This window comes from Citrobacter sp. wls708 (assembly GCF_005281255.1).
GTDB lineage: Bacteria > Pseudomonadota > Gammaproteobacteria > Enterobacterales > Enterobacteriaceae > Citrobacter > Citrobacter werkmanii.
On record NZ_SZXE01000003.1, the window covers coordinates 19,006 to 40,891 of the forward strand.

Here is a 21,886-nt window from a genome sequence, read left to right on the forward strand (position 1 = left end):
TTGGGTAAATCTCCATTCATTAAATGAAGGGAATTTGTGATGAAAAAAGTTCTGTATGGCCTTTGGGCTATATCTGCGCTTGCGGCGACCTCTGCCTATGCTGCCCCCGTTCAGGTGGGTGAAGCTGCAGGGTCGGCTGCCGCGTCGGTTTCGGCAGGAAGTTCCTCTGCCACCAGCGTGAGCACCGTAAGTTCTGCGGTGGGGGTGGCCCTTGCGGCGACCGGTGGTGGTGATGGTTCTAATACCGGAACGACAACCACGACAACCACCAGTACCCAGTAATACCGGTACGTTTAATTCTAACCACACTTCGGTGTGGTTATTTTGAATTGCCAAAAGTCTGCGGGATTTGTAGGCCGGGTAAGCGTTGCGCACCCGGCAATAATGCGGAGAAGTGTCGTGAAGCGACCAGCGCTCATATTGGTTTGCCTGTTACTACAGGCGTGCTCGGCCACCACCGAAGGGCTGGGCCATTCGCTGTGGGATAGTGTGTTTGGTACTCCCGGCGTTCAGATGACGGATGATGAAATCCAAAACATGCCCTACGCCAGCAAGTATATGCAGCTCAATGGTGGTCCACAGCTGTTTGTCGTACTCGCGTTTGCAGAAAACGGACAACAGAAATGGGTGACTCAGGATCAGGCCATTCTCGTCACGCAGCATGGGCGCATTGTGAAAACGCAGCTCGGCGGTGACAACCTGATTGAGGTGAATAATCTGGCAGCGGACCCGCTCATCAAACCCAATCAGATAGCCGATGGCGCAACATGGACCCGCACGATGGGCTGGACTGAACATCAGCAGGTGCGCTATGCCACCGCCCGCTCTGTTTTCACATGGGATGGCACTGACAGCATTCAGGTCGGCAGCGATAAAACGCCAGTACGCATCCTTGATGAAGAGATAACGACCGATCAAACGCGCTGGCATAACCGCTACTGGATCGATAGCGAAGGGCAAATCCGTCAGTCGGAACAGTATCTGGGAGCTAACTTCTTCCCGGTGAAAACCACGCTGATTAAGGCGGCAAAATCATGATGAAACGAGCCGTAATGGCGCTGGTTTTTAGCCTGAGCGCACCCTCTGTTTTTGCTGCGGGCAATGTCAAAGTCATGATTGCAGACAGCGCTGAACCCAAAATATTGACCGGTGCGGAGCATCTGATTGATCTGGTTGGACAGCCGCGGCTGAGTAATAGCTGGTGGCCCGGAGCGGTCATCAGCGAAGAGCGGGCAACGGCAGCGGCAGAACGCCAGCGGCAGACACTACTGGCTCGTCTGGCAGCGCTGAGTGCTGAAGAAAGCGGTGACGATGCGGCGGCTATCAACGCATTACGCCAGCAAATTCAGGCGCTGAAGGTGACCGGCAGACAGAACATTAACCTTGACCCGGATGTGGTGCGCGTCAGCGAGCGAAGCAACCCGCCGTTGCAGGGCAACTACACGCTATGGGTTGGATCGCAGCCAACGGATATCACATTGTTTGGTTTGCTAAGCCGTCCGGGTAAACAACCGTTTGTGCCTGGGCGTGATGTCGCCAGCTATCTCGATGGGCAAAGTCGGCTCAGCGGTGCGGATCGCAGCTACGCGTGGGTCATCTATCCCGATGGACGCTCGCAAAAAGTCCCTATCGCTTACTGGAACAAACGTCACGTTGAGCCGATGCCCGGCAGCATCATTTTTGTCGGACTCTCTGATGCCTTCTGGAGCAGTACCCCGGATGAAATCAATGCCGATATTCTTCACACCCTGACCCAGCGGATACCTGAATAATGAGAAAAACTTATCTGCTCAGCTTACTGGCGCTGGGCGTAAGCGTTGCCTGTCACGGTGAAACATGGCCTGCGCCTATTGGTCCATCCCAGTCCGATTTTGGCGGCGTGGGCCTGCTGCAAACCCCGACAGCACGGATGGCGCGTGAAGGGGAAATGAGCCTCAACTACCGGGACAACGATCAGTACCGCTACTACTCTGCGTCGGTGCAACTGTTCCCCTGGCTGGAAACCACGCTGCGCTATACCGATGTGCGTACCAAAAAATACAGCAGCGTGGAGTCATTTTCTGGCGATCAGACATACAAGGATAAAGCGTTTGATCTCAAACTGCGGCTGTGGGAAGAGAGCTACTGGATGCCGCAGGTGGCCGTTGGCGCGCGGGATATCGGCGGGACGGGTCTGTTTGATGCGGAGTATATTGTAGCGAACAAAGCCTGGGGCCCGTTTGATTTCTCGCTCGGTCTGGGCTGGGGGTATCTTGGCACCAGCGGCAACGTCAGCAATCCGTTTTGCTCATACAGCGATAAATTCTGTCATCGCGATAACAGCTACAAGCAGGCTGGTTCTATTGACGGCAGTCAGATGTTTCATGGTCCGGCATCGTTATTTGGCGGCGTGGAATATCAGACACCCTGGCAGCCGCTGCGCCTGAAACTGGAGTATGAAGGCAATAATTACCAGCAGGATTTTGCGGGCAAGCTGGATCAAAAGAGCAAGTTTAACGTCGGCGCTATCTATCGCGTCACCGATTGGGCCGACGTTAACCTCAGCTATGAGCGCGGGAACACCTTTATGTTTGGGTTTACGCTGCGGACTAACTTCAACGACTTGCGACCAAACTATAACGATAACGCCCGTCCGAAGTATCAACCACAGCCGCAGGATGCGATTCTGCAACATTCGGTAGTGGCGAATCAGTTAACGCTGCTGAAATATAACGCCGGGCTGGCGGATCCCAAAATCCAGGTACAGGGCGATACGCTGTATGTGACCGGCGAACAGGTGAAATATCGTGATTCGCGAGAAGGGATCGAACGCGCCAATCGGATCGTGATGAACGATCTTCCCGACGGGATCCGCACGATCCGGATTACCGAAAATCGCCTTAACTTGCCGCAGGTGACGACCGAAACGGATGTTTCCAGCCTTAAGCGACACCTGGAAGGTGAGCCGCTGGGTCATGAAACACAACTGGCGCAAAAACGCGTTGAGCCCGTGGTGCCGAAAACGACCGAGCAGGGTTGGTATATTGATAAGTCTCGCTTTGATTTTCATATCGATCCGGTGCTCAATCAGTCGGTGGGCGGCCCGGAAAACTTCTATATGTACCAGTTGGGCGTAATGGGAACTGCGGATTGGTGGGTGACCGATCATCTGCTGACCACCGGGAGTTTGTTCGCCAACCTCGCCAATAACTATGACAAATTTAACTACACCAACCCGCCGCAGGATTCGCATTTACCACGCGTGCGTACTCATGTGCGCGAGTATGTGCAAAACGATGTCTACGTGAATAACCTGCAGGCCAACTACTTCCAGTCACTCGGAAACGGGTTCTACGGACAGGTTTACGCTGGTTACCTGGAGACCATGTACGGCGGGGCGGGGGCAGAAGTGTTGTATCGTCCGTTAGACAGCAACTGGGCGTTTGGCATTGACGCCAACTATGTGAAACAGCGTGACTGGCGTAGCGCGCAGGATATGATGAAATTCACCGACTACAGCGTGAAGACCGGGCATTTGACGGCTTACTGGAATCCTTCATTCGCCCAGGATGTACTGGTGAAAGCCAGCGTCGGCCAGTATCTGGCGGGAGATAAGGGTGGCACGCTGGAAATTGCCAAACGCTTCGACAGCGGTGTGGTGGTGGGCGGCTATGCGACCATCACCGACGCCTCGCCGGATGAATATGGAGAGGGCGATTTTACCAAAGGGGTGTACGTTTCCGTGCCGCTGGATCTCTTCTCTTCAGGTCCAACCCGCAGTCGTGCGGCGATTGGCTGGACACCGTTGACGCGTGACGGTGGGCAGCAGTTGGGACGTAAGTTTGGTCTGTATGATATGACCAGCGACAGAAGTGAGAACTTCCGTTAATGCTTGATCGCCCGGTGCGCTGCGCTTATCCGGCCTACATTGTCGGTCGGATAAGGCATTTATGCCGCCACCCGGCAACTTACAAACGACGCAATAATTTTGCCGGGTTGCCCGCGTACACGCCTTTCTCGGTAATCGATTTTGTCACCACGCTTCCCGCGCCGATGACTGCGCCATCGCAGATTGTGACTGCCAGAATGGTCGCCCCACTGCCGATCGAGACATCATTACCAATCGTAATTCTTCCCCAACTGGTGCGGTCGGCATTGGGTTTTCCTTGCCGAAACATATCGTTGGCGAACATCACGCCATGACCGATAAAACAGCGGGAACCGATGGTGACATATTCGCAGATGAAGGTGTGCGACTGAATTTTGCTATCTGCGCCAATCTGCGTGTTGCCCTGGATTTCAACAAATGGTCCGACAAAAACGTTGTCTTCCAGTATGCAGTCGTACAGGTTCGCCGGTTCATAAACCACCACATTCTCACCGCACGTGACGTTGCGGACAGCGGATTGACGAATATTCATCATTTATATCCTCTTAAATCTGCTTTTCCATAACGTACAAAATACTGGTCTGGGAGGCGGTAGTGAAAGCAGTTTCCTTCACAAGCGTCATCCCTTGCCGTTCATAGAACTGCCGGGCCTTAGGATTATCAGCCAGTACCTCAAGCCAGAGCCATTTTTCATCCTGCTCTTTGGCCTGGCGAATAACATCGGCAAAAAGCTGCTCACCGTACTGTTTGCCCGTTGCATCTGGCATCAGGTAGATCTTATGTAGCAATGCCCCTGAACGCCCTTCTGGATCAATAGAGTGGCGGAGACTGTATTTGGCAAAGCCAACCGGCGCGTCGGCAAAGGCGATAAGCCAGAAGGTTCCGGGCTCGGCCAAACTGCTGGATATCGCTGGTAAGGAATATTCCTGCTCAAGATAAGCGTCGAGCTCGCTCGGGTTTTTCCACAAAGGCGCAAAGTGATGTCGATAGCTGATATAGCCCATTGCGCTTAGCAAGCTGGCATCGTCGACGGTTGCCATTTCAATCTTAAGCATTTCTATTCCGTTCAAGATGTTAGTGTCAAAAGCATTGTTGCACTATTATTGAGCTGCACAAAACATAAACAAAAAATGTAGATCTCTGTCACATTTCTGCGTTATACAGGAACCTTGTTACTGAACAGGAGGGGCCGTTATGACGTCGCTATCTCGTCCGCGCGTGGAGTTTATCTCCACCATCTTGCAGACCGTGTTGAATCTGGGGCTGTTGAGTCTGGGCCTGATCCTGGTTGTATTCCTTGGGAAAGAAACGCTACACCTGGCGGATGTACTGTTCGCGCCTGAACAGACCAGCAAGTATGAGCTGGTGGAAGGGCTGGTGGTTTACTTTCTCTATTTTGAATTTATCGCGCTGATTGTGAAGTACTTTCAGTCAGGATTTCACTTTCCGCTGCGCTACTTTGTTTATATCGGGATCACCGCAATTGTGCGGTTGATCATTGTCGATCATAAAGCGCCGATGGATGTATTGATCTATTCTGCGGCGATCCTGCTGTTAGTGATTACGCTGTGGCTGTGTAACTCTAAACGGCTGAAGCGAGAGTAAAAGACAACACGCCGCAATCCGGCTGCGGCGTGTTGTATGTCAGGGTTACTGCGCAGAGGCTGGCTGGGTTTTCTCTGCTGCGGGTTCCCACAGTTCTTCAAGTTCTTCCAGCGTTTTGCCTTTGGTTTCCGGCACGAACTTCCACATAAACAGCGCCGCCAGAATACCCATACAACCGTAAATCCAGTAGGAGAAACCGTTGTGGAAATGGGAAACCAGCCACGAATTTTTGTCCATCATCGGGAAGGTCCAGGAGACGAAGTAGTTCGCCAGCCACTGAGCGGCGACGGCAATGGCGAGCGCTTTGCCACGAATCGCGTTCGGGAAGATTTCTGCCAACAGCACCCAACAAACCGGTCCCCAGGACATGGCGAATGCGGCGACGTAAAACAGCATCGACAGCAGCGCTATCAGCCCGGAAGCCTGGGTGTAAAACGCGGTGCCAAGGCTGAACATCCCAAGAGCCATACCCAATGCGCCAATTATTTGCAGCGGTTTGCGACCAAATTTGTCCACCGTCATGATTGCCAGCACGGTGAAGCTCAGGTTGATTACGCCGACAATAATAGTCTGCAAGAGCGCCACATCGGTGCTGGCCCCTAACGTTTTAAACACTTCCGGCGCGTAGTACAGCACGACATTAATACCGACAAACTGCTGGAAGATGGAGAGCATCACACCGATGACGATAACGCCCACACCAAACATCAACAGGCGTCCGCCGGTTTTACGGCCATGCTCCAGTGACTGATTGATCTCCTGCATGGCCTGGGTGGCGAGGCTGTTGCCCATAATTTTGCGCAGAATGCCCTCCGCCTGCTCGTGTCTGCCACGCGCCATCAGCCAGCGCGGGCTTTCCGGTACGGTGTACAGCAACAGTAAGAACAGCAGGGCGGGAATGCTTTCGGAAGCAAACATATATCGCCAGCCATCGGTATTCAGCCAGTTAGCGTCACCGGAACGGGCAATAAAATAGTTAACGCAATACACCAGCAGTTGACCAAAAATAATGGCGAACTGGTTAAAGGAAACCAGTTTCCCACGAATATGCGCTGGAGCCAGTTCTGCAATATACATCGGTGAGAGCATTGAGGCTAAACCAACGCCAATACCACCAATGATGCGATAAATAACAAATTCGGGGACGTATCCGGCCAAATAAACAGGCACGGCATTATCTGGGTTAATCGTGGTAAATCCTAATTCTGGCCACGCAGAACCAATACCGGAAATAAAGAACAGCAGGGCGGCGATTTTCAGCGAGTCCCGGCGACCGAAGCGGTTACTGCAATAACCGCCCAGCGCACCGCCGATGATGCAGCCAATCAACGCGCTGGCAACGCAAAAGCCTAACAGCGAGTTGGCGGCGGATTCACTTAAATGTTGCGGGGCGACAAACACGGTATTTAAGGATTCTACCGTTCCGGATATGACGGCGGTGTCATAGCCGAATAATAGCCCTCCTAATGTTGCTACTAATGTAATCGAAAAAATATAACTGGAATTATATTGGGTGTTCATTCAGACCTGCCTTAGAGGATACAGCTCTTTTGATCAGTGTCGTGATGGTGGATTTAACAGGCAGGGAAGACAATTATCATTTTTTACATTGCAATTATGTTTTGTCTTTTCTGTGATCTTAATTCTGTTTAATTTGTCTGTTTTCAGGTGGTAAATATAATTGCAGTGATGGGGGCCACGAAAGGAAATAATCGTAACAGCAATGCAAAATAACATAAAAAAGGGCGCTCCGCAGAGCGCCGAATAACAGTCACAGGTTGGGATAACATAAGTTGAGGGTTGCAGTGGCATTGCCCGTTGCCGGGCAGGTACTTCGATAAAACTTAACCTTTCACACCACCCGCCGTCAGGCCGTTGACCAGCCAGCGTTGTGCCAGCAGGAACACCAGAGTGATCGGAATAGCGGAAAGTACAGCAGCGGCGGCAAAGTCGCCCCACAAGTAGTTCTGTGGATTGAGGTACTGCTGCATACCAACCGCAAGGGTGTAGCTGTTCACATCACGCAGCAGCAGTGACGCGACCGGTACTTCGGTAATAGCGGCAATGAATGACAGAATAAACACGACCGCCAGAATTGGTACGGAAAGCGGCAGCAGTACCAGGCGGAATGCCTGCCACGGCGTGGCGCCATCCAGCGCGGCCGCTTCTTCCAGCGAACCGTCGATGGTTTCAAAATAGCCCTTAATTGTCCACACATGCAGCGCGATACCGCCGAGATAGGCGAAGATCACGCCGCCGTGAGTGTTCAGGCCGATAAATGGAATGTACTGGCCCAGGCGGTCAAACAAGGCGTACAACGCGACCAGAGACAGCACCGCCGGGAACATCTGGAAGATTAGCATCCCTTTCAGCAGGGTCGCTTTACCCGGGAAGCGCATACGGGCAAAGGCGTAAGCACAGGTGGTGGAAAGCGTCACAATACCAATCGCGGTAATGGTGGCGACTTTCACCGAGTTCCACAACCACAGCAGTACCGGGAACGGCGGCGGAGTGACGCGGCCATCCGCATGTTCTACGCTAAAGCCCAGCGCCAGTTTCCAGTGTTCCCAGGAAATATTATCCGGGATCAGGCTGCCAGTAGCGAAGTTACCTTCACGCAGCGAAATGGCGATGACCATCAGCAGCGGGAACATGATCGCCGCGATAAAAATCAGCAGCCCTAAGTGCGTTGCGAATAAACGTAACTTTTGTGATTTCGGTTGGACCATAGCCATTGTCGTTGTCTCCCTTAATCAAACTTCATACGTGTGGCTTTCAGGTTCACAATCGCCAGCGCGCCAACCAGCAGGAAGATCAGGGTGGCAATCGCCGCCGCCAGCCCGAAGTCCTGACCGCCGCCGCCTTCAAAGGCGATACGGTAGGTGTAGCTGACGAGCAGGTCGGTGTAACCGGCAGGCGTAGTGGTGCCAAGACGGTCCGGACCGCCGTTGGTCAACAGTTGAATCAGCACGAAGTTATTAAAGTTAAAGGCGAAGCTGGCGATCATCAGCGGCGTCAGCGGCTTGATCAGCAGCGGTAACGTAATTTTAAAGAAGTTCTGGAACGGACCCGCGCCGTCCATTGCCGAGGCTTCATACAGATCGTCAGGAATCGCTTTCAGCAGCCCCATGCACAGGATCATCATGTACGGATAACCCAGCCAGGTGTTAACGATGATAATCATCGAACGCGCGGTGGTTGGATCGCTAAACCAGGCCGGCTTGATACCAAACAGCGCGCTGAGCATCATGTTGATTTCACCAAAACTCTGGTTGAACAGCCCTTTGAAAATCAGAATCGAGATAAACGATGGTACGGCGTAGGGCAGAATCAGCAGGACGCGGTAAATCGCTTTGCCCTTCAGAGATTCCCACTGCACCAGACAGGCCAGCACCATACCCACAGCCACGGTCAGAATCACCGTCAGGACTGAGAACACTACCGTCCAGACAAAGATGGCGAAGAACGGTTTCTGGATGCCCTCGTCGGTAAATACGCGAGTGAAATTGTCCCAGCCGATGGTGACGGTATAGCCCGGGCTGAGTTTTTCAGTACCCCAGCTACCGTCTGCGTTAATGGCCTGATAATAACCAATATCGTTATTAGCGCGGTACTTCACGCCGCTTTGGTTGTTGGTGAGCGTCCCATCATCGGCCAGGGAGTAGAGCGGCTGCGTACCGGAGAACTGACGCAGTGAACTCATGATGACTTTGCTTTCGTCCGGCAGAATGGCTGTTAGCTGAGTCAGCGCCTGACGATTCTGGGTGATGATGCGCAGCGTCGCACGTTCGCCCGCTGGCAGCGCCTCGGTTTCTTTTAACTGCAGCTTCTGTTCGCCGCCAAATTTAAAGGCGTCGGAAACATAATTTTTTCCCGTTTCACCGTCGGTGAGGGCCAGTTGCCACTCATCACCCGCCGGATACAGGCCAAAGTTGTAGGTTTTTCCTGCCTGATAAGAACGATCCATCAGGACTTGTTGAGTACGTTCAAAGGTCAGTTGGTTGGTGCTGCTGTAGTTGGTAAAAGCAATGGCGATGGTACAAATGAGCGGAAACAGGACAAACAGCCCCATACCGGCCACGCCAGGATAAACATAGCGCCAGGCATAGGCTTTACGGTTAGCGAAAATATACAGGCCAACAGAGCTTAAAATGAGCGTCATGATGGCAAACAGATACTCCCCCTGAGCGTACATCAAAACAACAAGGTAACCGACCAGCAGACCAAGCAGACCCATTACTGACCATTTCAGCATGTCGCTTTGCCACCAGTGTTTCTTTTTAATGACATCCATGGGGTTCAATCCTCAACAACAATGAAAACCTGTTGGTCAGCGTGCCTGATGGCGCTGCGCTTATCAGGCCTACATACGTTGTAGGCCGGATAAGGCATGTATGCCGCCATCCGGCACGTTCACAACTGTATTACTTGGTGATACGACCCTGCGCGTCTTTCAGCGCGGCATCGACGGTCTGACGACCGCTGGCGGCGTTGATCACTGCGGTACGCACGGCATACCAGAATGCGGACATCTGCGGGATGTTCGGCATGATTTCGCCTTTCTGGGCGTTATCCATGGTGGCCGCGATACGCGGATCTTTCGCTAACTGTTCCTGGAAGGATTTCAGCGCAACCGCGCCCAGTGGTTTGTCCTTGTTCACTTCATCCAGACCCTGGTCGGTCAACAGGTAGTTTTCGAGGAACTCTTTCGCCAGTTCTTTGTTCGGGCTGGCGGCGTTGATACCCGCGCTCAGTACGCCAACGAACGGTTTAGACGGCTTGCCTTTGAAGGTTGGCAGCAGCGTAACGCCGTAGTTCACCTTGCTCTTATCGATGTTGGACCACGCCCACGGACCGTTGATGGTCATCGCGGTATCGCCTTTGTTAAAGGCCGCTTCGGCGATGGAGTAGTCGGTATCCGCATTCATGTGTTTGTTTTTGATTAGGTCGACCAGGAAGGTCAGGCCCGCTTTCGCGCCAGCGCTATCCACGCCAACGTCTTTCACGTCGTACTTGCCGTTTTCAAACTTGAACGCGTAACCGCCGTCGGCGGCAATCAGCGGCCAGGTGAAGTACGGTTCTTGCAGGTTGAACATCAGCGCGGATTTACCTTTTGCTTTCAGCTCTTTATCCAGCGCCGGAATTTCTTCCCAGGTTTTCGGTGGGTTCGGAACGAGGTCTTTGTTGTAAATCAGCGACAGCGCTTCCACGGCGATCGGGTACGCAATCAGTTTGCCGTTATAGCGTACGGCATCCCAGGTGAACGGATAGAGCTTGTCCTGGAACGCTTTGTCTGGGGTGATTTCAGCCAGCAGGCCAGATTGTGCGTAGCCGCCAAAACGGTCATGCGCCCAGAAGATGATGTCCGGGCCGTCGCCAGTCGCGGCAACCTGCGGGAACTTCTCTTCCAGCTTGTCCGGGTGCTCAATGGTAACTTTGATACCCGTGTCTTTCTCGAATTTTTTACCCACTTCAGCGAGGCCGTTATAGCCTTTGTCGCCGTTAATCCAGATGACCAACTTACCTTCTTCAATCTTGGCGAGAGCCGAGGCGGAAAACATCATCGTCGTTAATGCAGACAATGCGAGGATGCGTGCGCCAGTTTTGATATTCATAGTTCCCATCCTGTTTGGTGATTTTGCAGAGGTGGCTTAACGGGTACTAGTTTCTTTATACGGCAACCTCTTTCCATCCTCCTTACACCTACGCCCCACCCGTTCTTTATGTGATCTGTGTTACATAAATGTGAGTATTGCGCACTGGCGCACATAAAACCCCACCCATTTTTGCAAGCTGCATCACGAAATTCCTCTGAGGCTGGTGGTCCGGGTCTCAGACGCTGCGCTCTCATCCTCCCGCCTCCTCCCCCATAAAAAAGCTGGGGGGTGGAGGATTCACGCCCGTGAGGGATAACGCATAGTCAGTCCATCATGAATGTTGCTGTCGATGACAGGTTGTAACGAAGGGAGAAGGGCATGGCGAGCGTACAGCTGCGAAATGTAACGAAAGCCTGGGGTGACGTGGTGGTATCGAAGGATATCAATCTCGACATTCACGAAGGGGAATTCGTGGTGTTTGTCGGACCGTCAGGCTGTGGTAAGTCGACCTTGCTGCGTATGATCGCCGGACTTGAAACCATCACCAGCGGCGACCTGTTTATCGGGGAGACCCGGATGAACGATATTCCACCCGCCGAACGCGGTGTGGGCATGGTCTTCCAGTCCTATGCGTTATACCCCCATTTATCCGTCGCGGAAAACATGTCGTTCGGCCTCAAACTGGCCGGCGCGAAAAAAGAGGTAATGAACCAGCGCGTTAATCAGGTAGCTGAGGTTCTGCAACTGGCGCACCTGCTGGACCGTAAACCGAAAGCGCTGTCCGGTGGACAACGTCAGCGTGTGGCGATTGGCCGTACGTTGGTTGCCGAGCCGCGAGTATTCCTGCTGGACGAACCGTTGTCGAACCTTGATGCCGCGCTGCGCGTCCAGATGCGTATTGAAATCTCCCGCCTGCATAAACGTCTTGGCCGCACGATGATTTACGTCACCCACGATCAGGTCGAAGCGATGACCCTGGCAGACAAAATTGTGGTGTTGGATGCCGGTCGTGTGGCGCAGGTCGGTAAACCCCTGGAGCTGTACCACTATCCTGCCGACCGCTTTGTCGCGGGCTTTATCGGTTCGCCAAAGATGAATTTCCTGCCGGTGAAAGTTACCGCAACGGCAATTGATCAGGTGCAGGTTGAATTACCAAACCGCCAGCAAGTCTGGTTACCCGTCGACAGTGCCCGCGTTCAGGTGGGTGCCAATATGTCTTTAGGTATCCGCCCGGAACATCTGCTGCCCAGTGAAATCGCCGATGTCACCCTCGAAGGTGAAGTCCAGGTGGTCGAACAACTTGGTCACGAAACACAAATTCATATCCAGATCCCCGCCATCCGTCAAAACCTGGTTTACCGCCAGAACGACGTGGTGTTGGTAGAAGAGGGTGCCACATTCGCTATCGGCCTGCCGCCAGAGCGTTGCCATCTGTTCCGTGAGGATGGCACTGCATGTCGTCGGTTGCACCAGGAGCCGGGCGTTTAAGGTCCCCATAAAAAAACGAAACGCAAAACCATTCGCAGTTTCAGAAGGTGGCAGCGTTTAAAGAAAAGCAATGATCTCAGGAGATAGAACGATGATTACTCTGCGCAAACTTCCTCTGGCGGTTGCTGTGGCAGCAGGCATTATGTCTGTTCAGGCAATGGCTGTGGATTTCCATGGTTATGCTCGTTCCGGTATCGGTTGGACGGGTAGCGGCGGCGAACAACAATGTTTCCAGGCAACAGGTGCACAAAGTAAATACCGTCTCGGTAACGAATGTGAAACCTATGCGGAAATCAAATTAGGTCAGGAAGTGTGGAAAGAAGGCGATAAGAGCTTCTACTTCGACACCAACGTCGCCTACTCCGTAGCACAGCAGAATGACTGGGAAGGAACTGATCCAGCCTTCCGTGAAGCCAACGTGCAGGGTAAAAACCTGATTGAATGGCTGCCAGGCTCTACTATCTGGGCCGGTAAGCGCTTCTACCAACGTCATGACGTGCACATGATCGACTTCTACTACTGGGATATTTCAGGTCCTGGCGCCGGTATTGAAAACATCGATCTGGGCTTCGGTAAACTGTCTCTGGCCGCGAGCCGTTCTCAGGAAGCGGGTGGTTCATACGCGTTCAGCAGCCAGAATATCTATGATCGTACCAAAGACACCGCCAACGACGTATTTGACGTTCGTTTAGCGCAGTTGGCAACGAACACTGACGGTATGTTGGAACTGGGTGTTGACTACGGTCGTGCGAATACGACAGATGATTACAGCCTGGCAGACGGCGCATCAAAAGATGGCTGGATGTTCACCGCTGAACATACTCAGAGCATGCTGAAGGGCTACAACAAGTTTGTTGTTCAGTACGCGACAGACTCCATGACCACGCAGGGTAAAGGTTTGAACCAGGGTTCTTACGGTTCTTCTTCCTTCACCATTACTAATCCAGATGGTAGTAAAACCAATTACGCCAATAACGTGATTAATAACAACGGTAGCCTGGTGCGTATTCTCGACCACGGCGCCATCTCCCTGGGCGACAAATGGGATCTGATGTACGTCGGTATGTACCAGAACCTCGATATGGATAACGATCTGGGTACCGAATGGTACACCGTCGGTATCCGCCCGATGTACAAATGGACGCCAATCATGAGCACCCTGATGGAAGTCGGCTACGACAACGTCAAATCTCAGCAGACTGGCGATCGCAACAGCCAGTACAAAATCACCCTCGCGCAACAGTGGCAGGCTGGCGACAGCATCTGGTCCCGCCCGGCAATTCGTGTCTTCGCAACCTATGCCAAGTGGGATGAGGAGTGGGGCTACGTCAAAAATGGTAACGACGTAACCAAATATGCAGCTGCAACGAACTCTGGTATCAGCACCACCAGCCGTGGCGACAGCGATGAGTGGTCCTTCGGGGCTCAGATGGAAATCTGGTGGTAATTCAGCACTAACCTGACGTAAAGACCGAAAGAGGGGCTTACGCCCCTCTTGATTACGGTTTAGCGCGCTATTGCCTGGCCACCGCTGAACCCATGCTATCTGAGGTGATAACAATGAAAATGAAGAAAAGTCTCGTTGCCCTTTGTTTATCTGCAGGGTTATTTGCCAGCGCGCCTGGCATCAGCCTGGCCGATGTGAATATTGTTCCGCAGAACACCACCGCGGCGCCTGCTATTCCCACTGCTGCGTTGCAACAGCTAACCTGGACGCCTGTTGATCAATCCAAAACTCAGTCCACGCAGCTTGCGAGCGCGGGCCAGCGTTTGGATGTTGCTGGTATTACCGGTCCGGTCGCGGCCTGGAGCGTACCGGCCAATATTGGCGAGTTAAGTCTGACGCTAACCAGCGAAGTAAACAAACAAACCAGCGTATTTGCGCCAAACGTCTTAATTCTTGATCAGAACATGACGCCATCTGCGTTCTTCCCCAGCAGCTATTTCACCTACCAGGAGCCCGGCGTAATGAGTGCCGATCGCCTGGAAGGCGTAATGCGTCTGACGCCAGCGCTGGGCCAGCAAAAGCTTTATGTTCTGGTCTTTACGACGGATAAAGACCTCCAGCAGACCACGACCCTGCTTGATCCGGCAAAAGCCTATGCCAAGGGCGTCGGTAACGCCGTTCCCGATATTCCGGACCCGATCGCGCGTCATACCACCGATGGTCTGTTGAAATTGAAAGTCAAAACCAGCTCGTCCTCCAGTGTGTTGGTCGGGCCGCTGTTCGGTTCTTCCGGCCCTGGCCCTGTCACTGTCGGCAATACCGCAGCGCCTGCAGTGACTTATGCTGCTCCGGCAGCAGCGGTTGCCGCTCCTGCGCCGCAGCCGGTGAAGAAAAGTGAGCCGATGCTGAACGACACCGAAAGCTATTTTAATCAGGCGATTAAGGATGCCGTGGCGAAAGGCGATGTCGATAAAGCGCTGAAGCTGCTTGATGAAGCTGAACGTCTGGGATCCAAATCAGCCCGATCCACCTTTATCAGCAGTGTAAAAGGCAAGGGGTAAACATCACCCCACATTGTTGATTTTGCAACAACTGGTGCGTCTCCTGGCGCACCTTTTTTTATCCTTCAGTGCGAATTGTTACGCTTATGTTGCTCTGCCGATCACTTAATTGTGTTTGCTCACCCCGTAATGCCTTTTCTGCGATACAATGCCTTTAGGTTATAAATCGGAGAGTAAGGCATGCCACACCCTGCGTTAACGCAACTGCGTGCGCTGCGTTATTTTGATGCGATCCCGGCGCTGGACCCGCAACTGCTCGACTGGTTGTTACTGGAAGATTCCATGACCAAACGTTTTGAGCAGCAGGGCAAAGAAGTCACCGTCACGTTGATTCGCGAAGCGTTCGTTGGGCAAAATGAGGTGGCTGAAGAACTGACGCTGCTGCCTAAAGAGTCCCGCTATTGGTTACGCGAAATCCTGTTATGCGCGGATGGTGAACCCTGGCTTGCCGGGCGTACCGTGGTGCCTGAATCCACCCTGTGTGGCCCTGAACTGGCCTTACAAAACCTGGGGAAAACCCCGCTCGGACGCTACCTGTTTACGTCATCGACATTGACCCGAGATTTTATTGAGATTGGCCGCGATGCAGCGCTGTGGGGGCGTCGTTCCCGCCTGCGGCTGAGCGGTAAGCCGTTGATGCTTACCGAGCTTTTTCTGCCTGCATCGCCGTTGTACTGAGAGGAAGATAAAGATGGAGTGGAGTCTGACGCAGAATAAGCTGCTGGCGTTTCACCGCTTGATGCGTACGGATAAGCCAATCGGCGCCTTACTGCTGCTCTGGCCTACGCTGTGGGCATTATGGGTAGCAACCCCTGGCATGCCGCAACTGTGGATCCTGGCGGTTTTTGTCGCCGGCGTATGGTTAATGCGCGCTGCCGGATGCGTGGTGAATGACTATGCCGACAGGAAGTTTGACGGCCACGTTAAGCGTACCGCGAATCGACCGCTGCCGAGCGGGGCTGTCACCGAGAAAGAAGCCCGAACGCTGTTTGTCGTACTGGTATTGCTGGCCTTCCTGCTGGTATTGACGCTCAATACGATGACCATTTTGTTGTCCGTTGCGGCATTAGCGCTGGCGTGGGTTTACCCGTTTATGAAGCGCTATACGCATCTGCCGCAGGTGGTGCTGGGGGCGGCGTTTGGCTGGTCGATCCCGATGGCGTTCGCCGCCGTGAGCGAGTCCGTACCGCTGAGCTGCTGGCTGATGTTCCTCGCCAATATCCTCTGGGCGGTGGCCTATGATACGCAGTATGCAATGGTTGACCGCGATGATGACCTGAAGATCGGTATTAAATCGACCGCGATTCTGTTCGGCCAGAACGACAAGCTGATTATTGGTATTCTGCAGGTGGGCGTGCTGGTGCTGATGGCGCTGGTGGGCTGGTTAAACGGGTTGGGACTGGGCTATTACTGGTCTCTGTTAGTGGCTGGGGCGCTGTTTGTGTATCAGCAGAAACTGATCGTCAACCGTGAACGTGACGCCTGCTTTAAAGCGTTTATGAACAATAACTATGTTGGTCTGGTGCTGTTCTTAGGCCTGGCAATGAGCTACTGGCATTTTTGAGTTTGGCTTAGCCTGCAAAATAAAAACCGGTCATTTCGACCGGTTTTTTTATGCTTACTCGCCTTGTGTGGCGCTCTCGATGGTCAGACGCACATCCGACGTGACCAGTTCGGCCAGCATCTGATAGATCTTCATCGTCTCTTCCGGTTCGGCATCTCCGGTATCGCTGATATATCCCTCGTCACGCAGCGTCAGCACCAGAGAGCTGAAAACGGCCTTGTCGAAGAATTCCGGCGCGTTAATGCCGTGCAGGACAGAAAGACGCTGAGCCACGGTGCGGCTCTCTTTCTCCAGCGTACCACGGTTGATAGATGGGTTAGCGCTCAGTAGCCAGAAGGTAATAGCGTAGCGCTGCAACGTCTCACGAGCACCCGCCGCCAGCAGCTGTAGCGTACGGGAGCGGGCCGGATTGATATGCAGTTCGTCATCGTCCAGGGTGATGAGTCCCTGGCGCTGCATTTCGCTGGCCAGTTCGTCGATCACGCCAGCGAGTTCGTCACGCTCCCAGCGCAGGAACAGCTCCGCTTTCAGCATTGGGTATAGCGCTTCAATATGCTGCAGCAGCGCGGCGCGTGAAATATGACGATGCTGGGTTACGATGGCCGCCATTAACGAAGGCAGAACCAGCATATGCGCAATGTTGTTGCGGTAGTACGTCATCAATACCGCCTGCTCACGCGGCAGAATAATGATGTCGCCAATGGTGTCTTTCTCGACCTCAAACTTGTTCATCTGCAAGGCATGGTCAATCAGTTCACTGGCGCTCTGCGCAGGAACCGTCGCATCCGGGGCATACGGTACGTTGCGCAGCAGACTCAGATAGCAATCGAGTTGTTCAGTCAACTGCTCACGGGTCAGAGAGCGCTGGCGGGAAGCCAGTAACGCGGTACAGCACAGGTTCATGGCGTTGGCCGCGCCTGCGTTGTTAATGCGTACCATCAGATCGGCGGCAATGTTATTTACCGTCGGCGTCAGCCAGGCTGGACGGATAGACTCGATAGGATCGATAGATTCACGCCACTCCGGCACATGCTGGTTGAGGTAAGTCATCAACGGCATCGGCTCGCCAAAGTTAACGTAACCCTGACCCAGATTACGCAGCTTGCTTAAGCCACGCAGCATTTGCGGCAGGCTCTCTTTCTCTTTCGTCGCGCCCCGCAGTTCTTTCGCATACGTGCCCACTTCCATGACGTGCTCGTAGCCGATGTAGATCGGTACGAGGGTAATCGGACGCGTACCGCCGCGCAGCATCGCCTGAATGGTCATCGACAGCGTGCCGGTTTTCGGGTCGAGCAAACGACCAGTACGTGAACGACCGCCTTCGACAAAGTACTCAACCGAGTAGCCGCGGCTGAACAACTCGCCCAGGTATTCGCGGAAAACGGTGGAATAAAGCTTGTTGCCCTTGAAGGTACGACGAATAAAGAACGCGCCCAGGCGGCGGAAGATGGGACCTGCTGGCCAGAAATTCAGGTTGATGCCTGCCGCGATGTGCGGCGGAACCAGACCCTGATGATACAGCACGTACGACAGCAGCATATAGTCCATATGGCTGCGGTGGCACGGAACATAGACGATTTCATGGCCATCGTGCGCCAACTGGCGTACACGCTCTGCATTATGAACGTTAATCCCCTGATACAGACGGTTCCAGGTAAAGCCCAGAATACGGTCTGTCAGACGGATCATCTCGTAGGAGAAGTTGGCGGCAATCTCTTCCATCAGCGCTATCGCATTTTGCTGCGCTTTTTCGTGGGAGATTTTTTTACTGCGCGCTTCATCTTCTACCGCGCGCGCGATAGCTTTTGAGGCCAACAGCTTGTTGAACAGATCCTGTCGGGCAGGGAGGCGCGGACCGACTGCGGCCAGGCGCTGGCGTGCAAAGTGCATACGCGCTACGCGCGCCAGCTTCTGGGCGATAATTTTATCTGTACCGTGTTCATCCGCCATGCGACGCAGGGAAACCGACGGGGAGAAGCGGACAAAGCTGTCGCGACCCAGCCAGGACACAGCAAAGAATTTTTGTACGCCGTTCAGCATACGTAGCGGCGGGTTGACCTCGCCTTTTTCGCGTCCAGGCGCACGGCCAAACATTACCGAAACCGGCACCATCTGCACATCCAGGTCTGGATTGCTGCGATGCAAGTCGAGGTAGTTATGGAACAGCTTAATAGACTCTTCTTTTGGCGTGTAATAGGTGAAGACACGTGGGCCGCCGTGAATAAACACGTAGCGCGGCAGTAGAGTTCCGTCTATCTCCAGCGGTTCCAGGGGATCCGGGAGATCGTGCGCCAGACATTGGGCGCGCAGCGTCAGCAAGTCTGCTTTGGAGTTGTACGGTAGGACGTACATAATGGGGCGAGAAGTATCGAGCCCCAATTCCGGTGCGGGTTCCGCCGGAATAGACTTGCTTTTTACCAGTACGCTTAATGGTAAATTCAGTAATTTGTAGTAAATTCGTGGCCAGCCGGACATAAACGATGTAAAGCCTCTGGTTAATAATGCAAATGCGCTGCAAGGATATCAGAAAGTTTAGTGAATTTCTGGTGTATCCGGTCATACTTCGCGCTGCTTTGCCACACCCTGAAACAAACGGGGTAACGTTACAATGACATTGACGCTAATAATGTAAAAAGGTTCTTTTTGATGGCCAATAATACCACTGGATTCACCCGAATTATCAAAGCTGCAGGCTATTCCTGGAAAGGTTTTCGCGCCGCATGGATTAATGAGGCGGCATTTCGTCAGGAAAGCGTTGCCGTTCTGCTAGGCGTTGCCATCGCCTGCTGGCTGGACGTCGACGCCATTACGCGCGTGTTGCTGATTGGTTCCGTGATGCTGGTGATGATCGTTGAAATCCTCAATAGTGCGATTGAGGCGGTGGTTGATCGTATCGGTTCCGAGTACCACGAACTGTCTGGTCGTGCGAAAGACATGGGGTCGGCGGCGGTATTGCTGTCGATTTTTGTCGCCTTGATCACCTGGGGCATCCTGTTGTGGTCGCATTTGCGATAAAGATTCCACAACTTCATCATTCTCCTGTTTTTTGTGCAGTTTGCGGTTCCAAAATCACCTTTAGCTGTATATACTCACAGCATAACTGTATATACACCCAGGGGGCGGAATGAAAGCGTTAACGGCCAGGCAGCAAGAGGTGTTTGATCTTATTAGAGATCACATCAGCCAGACAGGTATGCCACCGACGCGTGCGGAGATCGCGCAGCGTTTGGGGTTCCGTTCCCCAAACGCTGCTGAAGAACATCTGAAAGCGCTGGCGCGTAAAGGCGTGCTGGAAATTGTATCCGGCGCATCGCGTGGTATTCGTCTGTTGCAGGAAGAAGAAGAAGGTTTACCGCTTGTCGGTCGCGTTGCGGCAGGTGAGCCACTTCTGGCGCAGCAACACATCGAAGGCCATTATCAGGTCGATCCTTCACTGTTCAAACCGAACGCCGATTTTCTGCTGCGCGTCAGCGGTATGTCGATGAAAGACATCGGGATTATGGACGGTGATTTGCTGGCCGTGCATAAAACACAGGATGTGCGTAACGGTCAGGTTGTTGTTGCGCGCATTGATGACGAAGTGACGGTGAAGCGCCTGAAAAAACAGGGCAACAAGGTTGAACTCCTGCCAGAAAACAGCGAATTCAAACCCATTGTGGTCGACCTGCGCGAGCAAAACTTCACTATTGAAGGGCTGGCGGTAGGCGTCATTCGTAACGGGGAATGGCTGTAATACTCTGTTGAGTCCCTGTAGGCCGGATAAGACGTTTGCGTCGCCATCCGGCAACTCGCCCGGTGGCACTGCGCTTACCGGGCCAGGGCAACATCTTCCAGTACCTCTAACTTCTTTTCAGGCTCTATTTCATGCCTTTCTTTACCTCCTCCGACAAAGCACTCTGGCGTCTTGCCTTACCGATGATCTTCTCCAATATCACCGTTCCCTTGCTGGGATTGGTCGATACCGCGGTCATTGGTCATCTGGATAGTCCGGTCTATCTTGGCGGCGTTGCCGTTGGCGCCACCGCGACCAGTTTTCTCTTTATGCTGCTGCTTTTTTTACGCATGAGCACCACAGGTCTTACCGCCCAGGCATTTGGCGCGAAAGATCCGCAGGCACTGGCGCGTGCGCTGGTGCAGCCGCTAATGCTGGCGCTGGGGGCGGGGCTGCTTATCGCACTGTTTCGTACGCCGATTATCGATCTGGCTCTGAATATTGTCGGCGGCAGTGAAGCCGTACTGGAGCAGGCCCGACGTTTCCTGGAAATCCGTTGGTTAAGCGCCCCCGCCTCGCTGGCGAATCTGGTGCTGCTCGGCTGGCTGCTTGGCGTTCAGTATGCGCGGGCGCCGGTTATCCTGCTGATTGTCGGTAATGTTCTCAATATTGTGCTCGACTTATGGCTGGTGATGGGCCTGCATATGAACGTGCAGGGCGCGGCGCTGGCGACGGTCACCGCCGAATATGCCACCTTGCTGATCGGTCTGTTAATGGTACGCAAAGTCCTGCATATGCGCGGAATTTCGCTGGCAATGTTGAAACAGGCCTGGCGTGGCAATTTCCGCCGCTTACTGGCGCTTAACCGTGACATTATGCTGCGCTCGCTGTTGCTGCAGCTCTGTTTTGGTGCCATTACGGTGCTGGGCGCGCGCCTGGGGAGCGATATCATTGCGGTAAATGCCGTTCTGATGACCCTGCTGACCTTTACCGCCTACGCGCTGGACGGGTTTGCCTACGCCGTTGAAGCGCATTCTGGTCAGGCCTATGGCGCACGGGATGGCAGCCAGTTACTGGATGTCTGGCGCGCAGCCTGTCGACAGTCCGGTCTTGTGGCGATTCTGTTTTCGCTGGTTTATGCCCTGTTTGGCGAGCACATTATAGCGTTGCTGACCTCGCTCCCGCAGATTCAACTGCTGGCCGATCGTTATCTTATCTGGCAGGTGATTTTGCCGCTGGTTGGCGTCTGGTGTTATTTGCTGGACGGTATGTTTATCGGCGCAACACGGGCTGCAGAAATGCGCAACAGCATGGCCGTTGCCGCCGCGGGATTCGCATTAACGTTACTGGCTTTACCGCTGCTGGGTAACCACGGCTTGTGGCTGGCGCTCACCGTGTTTCTTGCCCTGCGCGGGCTTTCGCTGGCCTTTATCTGGCGACGTCACTGGCGCAACGGGACGTGGTTCGTTGAAGCCTGACGGTTAAAAATTCTGAATAGTGAATCGAATGCCGAATCAGTGACTACACTTATTCTCACGTCCAGC

Annotated in this window: 20 protein-coding genes; 13 read left to right on the forward strand and 7 right to left on the reverse strand. The window is 53.5% G+C overall.

Annotated elements, in window-relative coordinates; translation table 11 throughout:
- Positions 1 to 39: 39 nt before the first annotated feature.
- From yjbE to FDW97_RS01845, 4 genes are all read left to right on the forward strand, one after another.
- Positions 40 to 282, forward strand: coding sequence for an exopolysaccharide production protein YjbE (yjbE, locus tag FDW97_RS01830; RefSeq protein WP_137350585.1), 243 nt, complete (start codon positions 40 to 42; stop codon positions 280 to 282).
- Between the two features lie 117 nt (positions 283 to 399).
- Positions 400 to 1,038: a YjbF family lipoprotein gene (locus FDW97_RS01835; protein WP_137350586.1), complete on the forward strand. Its 639-nt coding sequence runs from the start codon at positions 400 to 402 to the stop codon at positions 1,036 to 1,038.
- Positions 1,035 to 1,772 carry a capsule biosynthesis GfcC D2 domain-containing protein gene (locus FDW97_RS01840; protein WP_137350587.1) on the forward strand — a complete coding sequence of 246 codons (738 nt, stop codon included), beginning with the start codon at positions 1,035 to 1,037 and terminating at the stop codon, positions 1,770 to 1,772. The genes FDW97_RS01835 and FDW97_RS01840 overlap by 4 nt, the downstream gene beginning before the upstream one ends.
- Positions 1,772 to 3,868 carry a YjbH domain-containing protein gene (locus tag FDW97_RS01845; protein ID WP_038636233.1) on the forward strand — a complete coding sequence of 699 codons (2,097 nt, stop codon included), beginning with the start codon at positions 1,772 to 1,774 and terminating at the stop codon, positions 3,866 to 3,868. The genes FDW97_RS01840 and FDW97_RS01845 overlap by 1 nt, the downstream gene beginning before the upstream one ends.
- 79 nt (positions 3,869 to 3,947) lie before the next feature.
- Here FDW97_RS01845 and FDW97_RS01850 read toward each other — a convergent pair whose 3' ends face one another.
- On the reverse strand, positions 3,948 to 4,400 hold the full coding sequence (locus FDW97_RS01850) for an acyltransferase (RefSeq protein WP_069325179.1): 453 nt from the start codon (positions 4,398 to 4,400) through the stop codon (positions 3,948 to 3,950).
- 13 nt (positions 4,401 to 4,413) lie between these two features.
- Positions 4,414 to 4,923 (reverse strand): GNAT family N-acetyltransferase, encoded by a 510-nt coding sequence (locus FDW97_RS01855; protein WP_137350588.1) that lies wholly within the window; start codon positions 4,921 to 4,923, stop codon positions 4,414 to 4,416.
- A gap of 139 nt (positions 4,924 to 5,062) precedes the next feature.
- On the opposite strand from FDW97_RS01855, the gene psiE reads away from it, so the two are divergent.
- Complete coding sequence (gene psiE / locus FDW97_RS01860) at positions 5,063 to 5,473, forward strand: phosphate-starvation-inducible protein PsiE (RefSeq protein ID WP_003031674.1); 411 nt, start codon at positions 5,063 to 5,065, stop codon at positions 5,471 to 5,473.
- Between the two features lie 45 nt (positions 5,474 to 5,518).
- On the opposite strand, the gene xylE is transcribed toward psiE, so the two are convergent.
- The 4 genes from xylE to malE form a co-directional block, all read right to left on the reverse strand.
- Positions 5,519 to 6,994, reverse strand: coding sequence for a D-xylose transporter XylE (gene xylE / locus FDW97_RS01865; protein WP_038636240.1), 1,476 nt, complete (start codon positions 6,992 to 6,994; stop codon positions 5,519 to 5,521).
- A 323-nt stretch (positions 6,995 to 7,317) separates the two neighbouring features.
- Entirely contained in the window at positions 7,318 to 8,208 is an 891-nt protein-coding gene (gene malG / locus FDW97_RS01870; protein ID WP_038636242.1) for a maltose ABC transporter permease MalG, read from the reverse strand.
- Between the two features lie 14 nt (positions 8,209 to 8,222).
- Entirely contained in the window at positions 8,223 to 9,767 is a 1,545-nt protein-coding gene (malF, locus tag FDW97_RS01875) for a maltose ABC transporter permease MalF (RefSeq protein ID WP_137350589.1), read from the reverse strand.
- Positions 9,768 to 9,897: 130 nt separating this feature from the next.
- Positions 9,898 to 11,088 (reverse strand): maltose/maltodextrin ABC transporter substrate-binding protein MalE, encoded by a 1,191-nt coding sequence (gene malE, locus FDW97_RS01880; protein ID WP_032940895.1) that lies wholly within the window; start codon positions 11,086 to 11,088, stop codon positions 9,898 to 9,900.
- A 360-nt stretch (positions 11,089 to 11,448) separates the two neighbouring features.
- On the opposite strand from malE, the gene malK reads away from it, so the two are divergent.
- The 5 genes from malK (at position 11,449) to ubiA (ending at position 16,630) form a co-directional block, all read left to right on the forward strand.
- A complete protein-coding gene (gene malK, locus FDW97_RS01885; RefSeq protein WP_038636246.1) occupies positions 11,449 to 12,558 on the forward strand; it encodes a maltose/maltodextrin ABC transporter ATP-binding protein MalK in 1,110 nt (369 codons plus the stop codon).
- A 91-nt stretch (positions 12,559 to 12,649) separates the two neighbouring features.
- Complete coding sequence (locus FDW97_RS01890; RefSeq protein ID WP_038636248.1) at positions 12,650 to 14,005, forward strand: maltoporin; 1,356 nt, start codon at positions 12,650 to 12,652, stop codon at positions 14,003 to 14,005.
- A gap of 113 nt (positions 14,006 to 14,118) precedes the next feature.
- A complete protein-coding gene (gene malM, locus FDW97_RS01895) occupies positions 14,119 to 15,066 on the forward strand; it encodes a maltose operon protein MalM (RefSeq protein WP_137350590.1) in 948 nt (315 codons plus the stop codon).
- Between the two features lie 180 nt (positions 15,067 to 15,246).
- The gene (gene ubiC / locus FDW97_RS01900; protein WP_038636252.1) at positions 15,247 to 15,744 is read left to right on the forward strand and encodes a chorismate lyase; all 498 of its coding nucleotides are present in this window, start codon (positions 15,247 to 15,249) and stop codon (positions 15,742 to 15,744) included.
- A gap of 13 nt (positions 15,745 to 15,757) precedes the next feature.
- Positions 15,758 to 16,630 carry a 4-hydroxybenzoate octaprenyltransferase gene (ubiA, locus tag FDW97_RS01905; protein WP_003826589.1) on the forward strand — a complete coding sequence of 291 codons (873 nt, stop codon included), beginning with the start codon at positions 15,758 to 15,760 and terminating at the stop codon, positions 16,628 to 16,630.
- Positions 16,631 to 16,684: 54 nt separating this feature from the next.
- Here the strand turns inward: ubiA and plsB are convergent, their stop codons facing one another.
- Positions 16,685 to 19,105, reverse strand: coding sequence for a glycerol-3-phosphate 1-O-acyltransferase PlsB (gene plsB, locus FDW97_RS01910; protein ID WP_038636254.1), 2,421 nt, complete (start codon positions 19,103 to 19,105; stop codon positions 16,685 to 16,687).
- A 171-nt stretch (positions 19,106 to 19,276) separates the two neighbouring features.
- Here plsB and FDW97_RS01915 point away from each other — a divergent pair, with 171 nt between their 5' ends.
- The 3 genes from FDW97_RS01915 (at position 19,277) to dinF (ending at position 21,820) form a co-directional block, all read left to right on the forward strand.
- Positions 19,277 to 19,645 (forward strand): diacylglycerol kinase, encoded by a 369-nt coding sequence (locus tag FDW97_RS01915; protein WP_003826594.1) that lies wholly within the window; start codon positions 19,277 to 19,279, stop codon positions 19,643 to 19,645.
- A gap of 109 nt (positions 19,646 to 19,754) precedes the next feature.
- Entirely contained in the window at positions 19,755 to 20,363 is a 609-nt protein-coding gene (gene lexA, locus FDW97_RS01920) for a transcriptional repressor LexA (protein ID WP_003826596.1), read from the forward strand.
- Positions 20,364 to 20,494: 131 nt separating this feature from the next.
- Positions 20,495 to 21,820 carry an MATE family efflux transporter DinF gene (gene dinF / locus FDW97_RS01925; RefSeq protein WP_137350591.1) on the forward strand — a complete coding sequence of 442 codons (1,326 nt, stop codon included), beginning with the start codon at positions 20,495 to 20,497 and terminating at the stop codon, positions 21,818 to 21,820.
- Positions 21,821 to 21,886: the final 66 nt, after the last annotated feature.